The 8,741-nt window shown below is 74.8% G+C and carries 6 protein-coding genes; 4 read left to right on the top strand and 2 right to left on the bottom strand.

Features of this window, described 5'->3' with window-relative positions:
• Positions 1-26 precede the first annotated feature (26 nt).
• Entirely contained in the window at positions 27-272 is a 246-nt protein-coding gene (locus ACBJ59_RS59745; RefSeq protein ID WP_375118835.1) for a LysR substrate-binding domain-containing protein, read from the bottom strand.
• Positions 273-289: 17 nt separating this feature from the next.
• Here ACBJ59_RS59745 and ACBJ59_RS59740 point away from each other — a divergent pair, with 17 nt between their 5' ends.
• The 4 genes from ACBJ59_RS59740 to ACBJ59_RS59725 all read left to right on the top strand — a co-directional run bounded on the left by ACBJ59_RS59740 (position 290) and on the right by ACBJ59_RS59725 (position 5,081).
• On the top strand, positions 290-469 hold the full coding sequence (locus ACBJ59_RS59740) for a hypothetical protein (protein WP_375118833.1): 180 nt from the start codon (positions 290-292) through the stop codon (positions 467-469).
• A 117-nt stretch (positions 470-586) separates the two neighbouring features.
• Positions 587-1,513, top strand: coding sequence for a pseudouridine-5'-phosphate glycosidase (locus tag ACBJ59_RS59735; protein ID WP_375118832.1), 927 nt, complete (start codon positions 587-589; stop codon positions 1,511-1,513).
• The gene (locus ACBJ59_RS59730) at positions 1,510-2,439 is read left to right on the top strand and encodes a carbohydrate kinase family protein (RefSeq protein WP_375118831.1); all 930 of its coding nucleotides are present in this window, start codon (positions 1,510-1,512) and stop codon (positions 2,437-2,439) included. The genes ACBJ59_RS59735 and ACBJ59_RS59730 overlap by 4 nt, the downstream gene beginning before the upstream one ends.
• Positions 2,440-2,522: 83 nt before the next feature.
• Positions 2,523-5,081, top strand: a complete 2,559-nt coding sequence (locus ACBJ59_RS59725; protein ID WP_375118830.1) for a hypothetical protein — start codon at positions 2,523-2,525, stop codon at positions 5,079-5,081.
• 457 nt (positions 5,082-5,538) lie between these two features.
• Here ACBJ59_RS59725 and ACBJ59_RS59720 read toward each other — a convergent pair whose 3' ends face one another.
• The gene (locus tag ACBJ59_RS59720) at positions 5,539-8,712 is read right to left on the bottom strand and encodes an AAA family ATPase (protein ID WP_375118829.1); all 3,174 of its coding nucleotides are present in this window, start codon (positions 8,710-8,712) and stop codon (positions 5,539-5,541) included.
• Positions 8,713-8,741 lie beyond the last annotated feature (29 nt).

Here is an 8,741-nt window from a genome sequence, read left to right as displayed (position 1 = left end):
CGGGGGGGGGGTCAGGGGGAGGCGGGTCAGGGGCGGGTGGCGATGGCCAGGAGGGTGGCGGCCGGGCCGGTCAGGGGGCGGCCGCGGCGCCACACCGCCCGCAGGCTCCTGACCAGGTTGATCCCCGTCAAAGGCACCTCCACCAGCCGCCCCGTGGCCACGTCGGCCTCCACTGCGTACCCGCTCAGCACCGCCGGCGCCACCCCCGCCTGCGCCGCGCCCTTCACCGCCGAGTTCGAGCCCAGCTCCTGCCGCGGCCCCGCCCGGTGCAGGCCGCTGAAGGCCGGCGGTGGTCACGGACGCGGTGCCGGTGGTCACGAACGTGCTCATGGCCGCCGCGCTGTTCGGCCTCGGCACCGGCATCGACGTGCGGAAACTGGCGAAGGGCGGCCGGGTGGTGCTGCTCGGCGGCATCGCGACGGCGATCATCGCGGCCACGTCCCTGGCGGGGGTCGCCCTCCTCGTGTGATCCTCGAGTGGACGGCCGGGCCGGGGGGCCCGTACCCTGCTCCGTTCGGAACAAATCTCGCGAAAGCCACCGTTCCGCCTAAGCAGGTCACACCACTCAAGGAGCACAAAACTCACCATGCGCAGCGCCACCGACTCCGTTCTCCAGCCGTCCGACGAGGTCGCCGAGGCCCTGGCAACCGGCGCTCCGGTCGTGGCCCTTGAGTCCACGATCATCTCCCACGGGCTGCCGCAGCCGCGCAACCTGGAGGTCGCGCGGGAGCTGGAGGGAGTCGTACGGGCCGCGGGCGCCGTGCCGGCCACGATCGCCGTGCTGGACGGCGTGCCCCGCATCGGCCTCGGCGAGGTGGAGCTGGAGCGGATCGCGACCGAGTCCGGCCTGCGCAAGCTGGGCCAGCGGGACCTGCCCGTGGCGGCGGCGCTGAAGGCGAGCGGGGCGACCACCGTGTCGGCCACGTCGTTCCTGGCCGCCCGCGCCGGGATCCGGATCTTCGCCACCGGCGGGCTGGGCGGAGTGCACCGCGGCTGGGCGGAGGACCAGGACGAGTCCGCCGACCTCGACACGCTCGCCCGTACGCGCATCACCGTCGTCTGCGCGGGCGTCAAGTCCATCCTCGACGTGCCGGCCACGCTGCAGCGGCTGGAGACGCGGGGCGTGAGCGTCGTCGGGTTCGGCACTGACACCTTCCCCGGCTTCTACCTGCACTCCTCCGGCCAGCCGATCGACTGGCGGATCGAGTCGCCCGACGAGGCCGCGGCCATCATGCGCGGCCAGGACGCGCTCGGCGGCCAGGAGACGGCGCTGATCGTGGCCAACCCCGTCCCCGTGGAGCAGCAGCTCGACCCCGAGCTGCACGACCGCGTGCTCGGCGAGGCGCTGGCCGCCGCGGAGCGCGAGGGCGTCAAGGGGCAGGCGATCACCCCGTTCCTGCTCGGGTACCTGGTGGACGGCACCTCCGGAGCCTCCCTGGAGGCGAACCTGGCCGCCGTACGCGGCAACACCGCCCTGGCCGCCCGGATCGCCGTGGCCTGGGCCCGATCGTGACCGACGGCGCCCTCCTGATCATCGGTGACGTGGTCACCGACGTGGTGGCGTTGCACGGCTCTCCGGTCATGTCCGGCACCGACACGGCCGCCGACATCGTGCTCCGCCCGGGCGGCTCCGGCGCCAACACCGCCGCGTGGGCGGCCTGCCTGGGCGCCGAGGTGCACCTGCTGGCCAAGCTCGGGTACGACAGCAGCGAGTGGCACACCACCGAACTGGTCAAGACGGGCGTGCACCCGCACGTCACCGTGGACCCCGCGCACCCCACGGCCGTCGTGATCGCGATGGTGGACAAGAGCGGCGAGCGTTCGATGCTCACCAACCGCGGCGCCGGGAGCCTGATCTCCGAAGCCGACTGGGACCCGTCCCTGCTGACCGGCGTCACCCGGCTGCACCTGTCCGGGTACGTCCTGTTCGCCGAACCCGGCCTGCGTCTGGCCAGGCGCGCCATGGCGGACGCGGCGGACGCGGGCGTCACGATCAGCATCGACCCGGCCTCCACGGGTCCGCTGCGCGAGTTCGGCGTTGAACGTTTCACCCGCGAGACGGCCCCGACCGGCCTGATCATCCCCAACCTCGACGAGGCCCTCCTCCTCAGCGGTGCCACGACGGCGGAGCGGGCGGCCGTGGTCTTGAGTGAGAGATACGGCACAGCGGTCGTGAAGCTGGGAGCGGACGGGGCGCTGGCAGCCGTGGACGGGGCGGTGGTCGCGACCGCGCCGGGGGTGTCGACCGAGGTCGTGGACTCGACCGGCGCGGGAGACGCGTTCGCCGCCGGCTACCTCGCCGCAACCTTGCGAGGCTACGGTGTACAGGCCGGATTGGAAGCAGGTTGCCGTGCTGGTGCCGAATGTGTGGCCCAGGTGGGCGGCCGTCCACGGTACGGTTTGGATCTGAACCGTCTTTACCCTATTCACACTGATTGATAGCTTGCCGCGTAGGCTGCACCATTAGCCACATGCGTTACGGGCAGCACCACGCGGCTCACTGGGGAGGATAAGGTCCGCCGATGGAAGTCGAGTCATCGATCTGCCTGAGCGACCTAGTCCCTGCGCTGCGCTGGAGCCGCCCGCAGCAGGTGGCCGAGGCGCTCGGTGATCCACGCCTGCCGGCGGGGTGGTGGCACTCCCTCTCGCTGTCGAAGGCACTCGGCACGGCCGGGCTCGACTGGATCTGCGAACGCCTGGCCCGGCTGGCCTCCTCCCGCTGGGACCACCTGCCGCTGGCCGACCTGCTGCCCGCACTGACGGTTCACCACATCGATCCCGCGCTGCCAGGCTGGCCCGAGGCCACCCGTACGGCGATCACCGGCCTCGGCGGTTGGCAGCGGCTGCGCCGCCTGTCCCCCAGCGACCTGGGCACGCCGTCGGCCACGCCCGAGGTCGTGATCGGCTCGGTCTTCCGGGAGATCCTCGGCCGCATCCCGGCCCAGCGCGAGGCCCCCGCCGCCGCTCCGGTGGGTCATCCGGAGGTCACCCGCCCGCTGCAGCGCGGCCAGGCGCCCGGCCAGCCCGGTTCGTCCCAGGGCACGGGTCCCTTCCCGATCCAGCCCGAACGGGGCACCGGCTCGTTCCCGGTCCAGCCCCAGGGAGTGCCGCAGCCGCAGACGGGTTCCTTCGCCGCCCAGAGCGCCGCGCTGCCCGCCCCTTCCGAGCCCGCCCGCTCGGACTCCGCCCGTCCCGAGCCCACCCGTTCCGAGCCCACCCGTTCCGAGCCCGCCCCTTCCGAGCCCGGCGCGCAGAGCGGCCCGTTCCCCGCCCAGCCGGACCCCACCGCGCAGCCGCACCAGACGGGCCCGTTCGCGGGGCGCGACGGTCTCCCCCAGCGCCCCGGCTCGTTCCCGCAGCCCTCGGACCCGCAACGCCAGAGCGGCGCGTTCCCACAGCCCTCCTCCGAGGACACCCGGCAGCGCCAGACCGGCTCCTTCCCGGCACTCCCGGCGGCCGACAACGGGTCAGGACCGCGCCAGCCGGGCTCGTTCCCGTCGCCGTCCTCCGAGGACACCCGGCAGCGCCAGCCGGGCTCCTTCCCGCAGTCCTCGGACGCGCAACGCCAGAGCGGCCCGTTCCCGCAGTCCTCCCCGGACGCGACCCCGCAGCGCCAGACCGGCTCGTTCCCCGCGCAGAGCGGCTCGTTCCCGGCCCAGCCCCAGGGTGGCGGGCCGCGTCAGGGCTTCGCGGGCGAGGGCCTGCCGCAGCGCCCGGCCCCCGGCCAGTCCGAACGCCTCCCGCAGCGCCCCACGGGCCCGCAATCCGGCCGCCAGGACACCGGCTCCCTCCCCGGCAGCCCGTCCCTCCCGGGCGGCGGCCCCTCGCTCCCGGGCGGCGGCCCCGCCTCCACCCCGGCCCCGGGCGCCGGCAATCCGACGTCGAACGGCCCCCTCTCCAGCGGCGGCCCGCACACCGGCTCGTTCCCGCCCATCCCGGCCGCCGACGCCCCGAAAGGCGCTCCAGGCACGCCCGCCTTCTCGGCGCCGCCCGGCCCCGCATCCGCCCCCACCCCCTCCGACACCGACCACGCCATGGTCCGCGTCGTGGACAGCCTCTTCCGCAGCCTGGACAAGCTGGAGCTGGCGGTGGCCGTGCACCGGCTGTTCGCGGAGGACCCGGTCAGCCTGCGTACGCTCGCCCACAAGCTGCTGGTCGAGCGGGACGCGCTCTCCCAGGCCCAGCGCACCGCCGAGGAACGCATCCTGCACTGGCTGCGCTCCTCCGAGTCCGCCCCGGTCACGGGCCACATGTTCCGGCTGACCGAGTGGCTCGGCGCGGCGGCCACCGAGGATCAGCTCATCGGTGCCGACCCGGCCCACCCCGTGATGGTGCCCTCGCTGCGTACACCGCTCTGGCGCGTGCTGGTGACGCTCATGCCGGACCGCCGCCTCCAGGACGGCTGGCTCGTGGTGGGCGACATCCACGGCCTCCAGGCACGTACGCGGCAGCTCCTGGCCGCCAGCCCGCCGGACGCCGATCTCGTGGAGCTCATGGGTGAGCTGGGCATCCGCGCCCACTCGGCCAGGGCCTGGCTCGACGCCCTGCCCGCGGAGACCGGCCCGGACCCGGTGGCCTCGGCCCCGTCCCCGGCACAGCCGCTCCCCCGGCGTACCCCGGGGGCCAACGGCCACCACCACCGAGGCGGCCAGCCCATCCCGGCGGCGACGGCGGGCTCGATCGACCCTTCCGCCGCGCTGGCCACCCTGTCCGCGCTGTCGGGCGGCCGCGCGGCGATGCTCCCCGGCAGCCTGGCGGGCACCCCGTCCACCCCGCCACCGCCGCTCCCCAGCCCGTCTTCCGACCCGCGCCGCTGGCAGCGCATCGAGGTCACGCCGGAGCACCTCAGGGGCGGCCCGGTGCCGGTGCCGGAGGGGTACGCGGCCCAGCTCGGCATGCGCCCCGGCACCCTCCTGTCGGTGACGGGCCCCGGCGACAACGCCATCGTCCTGGTCTGGCAGGGCCACCAGCCGGTCTTCGACTCACTCCAGCCGGTCCTCATGCGCCTGAACGCCCGCCCGGGCGACCAGGTCTACGTCACGGTCGACGGCTACCGCCTCGAAGCCCAACTAACCGGCTGACCCACCACCACCCCCGCACAGACCCCACCCGGACGGCCCAGCGTGCCGATTCAGGCCCAGCGTGCCGACTCAGGCCCAGCGTGCCGACTCAGGCACACGGGCCAGGGGCCGGGCTCAGCCGCATGACCCACGGCCGACTTGGGCGCATGCCCAGTTCGACTCAGCCGCACTGCGCTCATGGCCGACACCGCCCACCCGACCCGACCTCGCACCGGGAAGACGGAGGGCGGCCGAAGATGGCCATCAGGCCGCACAACGGGACCCCTCAGAAGCCCTGAGGCGGCCCAAGCCGGCACGGGCCGAGCGGCACGCGGCGGCTCCAGCCCGCCCGCATGCTCGAACGCGCTCTGGTCGCGGTTCGCCGCCGACAGGCCGGGGGTCGTGCGGGGCTCAACGCCTGCAGCACCGCCAGGGCCTTCAGGCGGGCGTGCCAACCCCCGGGTGCGCTACCGGCCCGTCACGGGACGGCGTCGAAGAGGCCCAGGCGGTGGGCGGTGGCGGCGGCCTCGCCTCGCGTGGCGACCCCCAGCTTGGCCAGGATGTTCGACACGTGCACGCTCACCGTCTTGATCGAGATGAACAGCGCCTCGGCGATCTCCCGGTTGCTGCGCCCGTTCGTCACCTCCCGCAGCACCTCCAGCTCCCGCGCGGTCAGCCCCAAGGGCGGCCCGTCGGGAGCCTCCTCGGAGCCGCCGATCCTGGCCCGCCGCCCGAACACGTCGAGCTGTTCCAGCATCGGCGTGGCACCGAGCTCGCGGGCGAGCTCCCGCGCCCGTGTCAGCCGGGCCGCCGCCTCCTGCCGGTCGCCCGACGCGAGCGCCGCCTGCGCCGCCCCCACCAGAGCCCGAGCCTCCGGGTACGGCTCCCGCAGCGCCGCCCAGGCCCCCGCCGCCAGGTCCCATGCCTTGAACTGCCAGGCGGCCGGCTCGCCGGTGTCCTCCACCGGCCCGGTCAGCGCGGTGAACGTGAGCTGGTGCGCCCGCTGCAGATCGCCCTGGACCTCGAGCTTCTGCGCGATCACCCGGAGCCGCGGCAACAGCGACAGCGCGAGCCGCGCGAGCGACCCGAGCCCCCCACCGCCCGAAGCCGCGGCCGTGTCCACCGGATGGCCCCCGCCGCCCGGAGCGGCCACCGTGTCCACCCGATGACCCCCGCTGCCCGAAGCAGCCCCACGCGCCGAACCCTCCAGACCTCCAGCCGCGGCCTCACCCGACAAACCGCCCGTACCGCCTGAACCGCGCGAAGCGGCCTCGCCGCCCGCCGGACCGTCCCCGCCGGACAGCGCGGGTGCCGCCAGGGCCGCGAGGAGCTGGCCCGAGGGCACCACGGCCCAGATGAGCCGCGCGAACGTCACCAGCACCGGCCACGAGTAGCGCGGAGAGACCAGCAGGTCGTGCTCCTCCAGCGCCCGCGCCGCCGCCTCCACCGCCTCGCCCATCTGGCCCCGCGCGTGCAGCAGCGCGACCTCCCTGCACAGGTGCGGCAACACCGTCTGATCGCGGAAGGTCCCCCGGGACAGCACGCTGCGCGACGCCGCCAGCAGCTTCTCCGCCCGGTCGAACTGCCCGCGCGCCAGCGCGATGTCGGCGGCGAACCCCTGCAGGCTCGCCCGGTAGGGTGCCGGCGGTGCGAGGTCGAGCGCGTGCTCGACCACCTGGAGCGCCTCGTCCCAGCGCCCGAGCGAGACCAGCGGCTCGGCCAGGTTGATCGACAGGAACGTGCCGGACGTGCGGGCCAGGCCGTATTGCCCGGCCTCCTCGACGCCTTCACGGGCCACCTGCGCGGCCCGCCCGTGCCGGCCCGCGCCCTCCAGCGCGTCGGACTCGGAGATCGCGCAGCGCATCAGCGCGTTGTACGCCTCGTCGCGGACGGCGATGCGGCGCGCCTCCGCGAACCTCTCCATCTCCAGCTCGATCTCGGTGTAACAGGTGTGCCCCCAGGTGAGGCTGATCAGTGCGTGGGCCTCGACGTTGGCGTCGCCCACCGCGTGCCCGATCTCCATCGCCAGCCGGGCCGTGGCGCTCCGCTCCGGCCGGTCCTCGGGCCGGTGGAGCATGCGTGACAGGGTCTCCAGCACCTGGCCGCGGAGTTTGAGCTGGTCGTCGGGCACCAGCGCGGCCGCCAGGCGCAGGTCGTCGAGGAAGCCGGGGCGGCTCAGGTCGTAGCGGGTCAGGCCGCGCTGGCGCAGCACCGTGGCCGCCCTGATCGGGTCGGCGTCGTGGTCGAGCTCGTCGAGGGCGGCGCTGGCCAGGGCGATGCTGCGCTCGTATTCGCCGGCCAGGTGGGCGACCGTGGCCGTCTGCCTGAGCACGTCGATCCGGTCGCGGCCGATGCGCTCGACCGCGTCGGGCACCTGGTCCCACAGCTCCAGCACCCTGGACAGCATCCGGAGCTGCTCGTCGTAGGCGGTGGACTTGCGGGCGGCGGCCGCCGCGCGCCAGGCGCTGACCAGCGCCCAGGTGGAGTTGTGGGCGGAGTGCCAGTGGTGGGCCAGCTCGATCGCGCCGCGCGGGGCGGGCAGGATCGACAGGTCGTGCTCCAGGGCCTCGGCGTAGCGGGTGTGCAGCCGGGTGTGCTCGCCGGGCAGCAGGTCGTCGTGGAGCGACTCGCGGATGAGCGCGTGCCGGAAGCCGTAGCCCTCGCCGTCGACCACCAGCACGTTGCCCGCCACGGCGGGCCGCAGCGCGCGGGACAGCGCGGACTCGTCGAGCCCGGCCACGGCGCTGAGCAGGTCGTGCTCGATGCGCTGCCCGCCGGCGCTGGCCACGCGCAGCAGCTCCTGCGTCTCCTCCGGCAGCCGCTCGACGCTGGCCAGCAGCAGGTCGCGCAGGGACTCGGGCAGCGCCTCGCCACCGCCCGCCTCGCTGAGCAGCGCCTCGACGAACAGCGGGTTGCCCTCGCTGCGCGCGTAGATCAGGTCCATGTCCCCGGGGGACGGCTCGTGCTCCAGGATCCCGGCCGCGAGGGCCACGGCCTCCCTGCGGGTGAGCCTGCGCAGCTCGACCCTGGTCACCCACTCGACCCGGCCCAGCTCGGCGAGCAACGGCCGCAGCGGGTGGGTGCGGTGCAGCTCGTCGGTGCGGTAGGTCACGACGATGAGCAGCCGGGCCGCGGTGCGCTGGTAGCGGACGAGGAACGTCAGCAGGTCGCGGGTGGAGCGGTCGGCCCAGTGGGCGTCCTCCACGATCAGCACGACGGGACGCTCCTCGGCCAGCCGCTCCAGCAGCCCGAGCACCTGCTCGAACAGCCGCGCCCTGGCCTCGGCCCCCTCCTTGCCCGGCTCCCCGAACTCGGGCAGCAGCCGCCCCAGCCCGCCCGCGTTGCCGCCCGGCACGAGCGCGGCGACGCCGTCGCGGCCCAGCTCGCGCACGAGCCCGCGCAGCACGGCGGTGAACGGCGCGAACGGCAGGCCCTCCGTGCCCAGCTCCAGGCAGCCGCCGACGAGCACCAGCGCGTCGCCGGCCCGGTGGCCGGTGAACTCGTTGACCAGCCGGGTCTTGCCGACCCCGGCCTCACCGCCGACGAGCACGGTGGACGACACCCCTGCACGCGCTCTGGCCAGGGCGTCCCCGAGAGCGGCGAGCTCGCGGGCACGCCCCACGAACAAGGGGCTCACGGCGTGGATACTCACGCCCCAAGGATGCCATCCCCCGCCGACAG

It is taken from the genome of Nonomuraea sp. MTCD27 (assembly GCF_041950495.1).
Taxonomy (GTDB): domain Bacteria; phylum Actinomycetota; class Actinomycetes; order Streptosporangiales; family Streptosporangiaceae; genus Nonomuraea.
The sequence above is the reverse complement of the archived record's forward strand: the minus strand, read 5'-3'. Positions and strand labels throughout refer to the sequence as shown.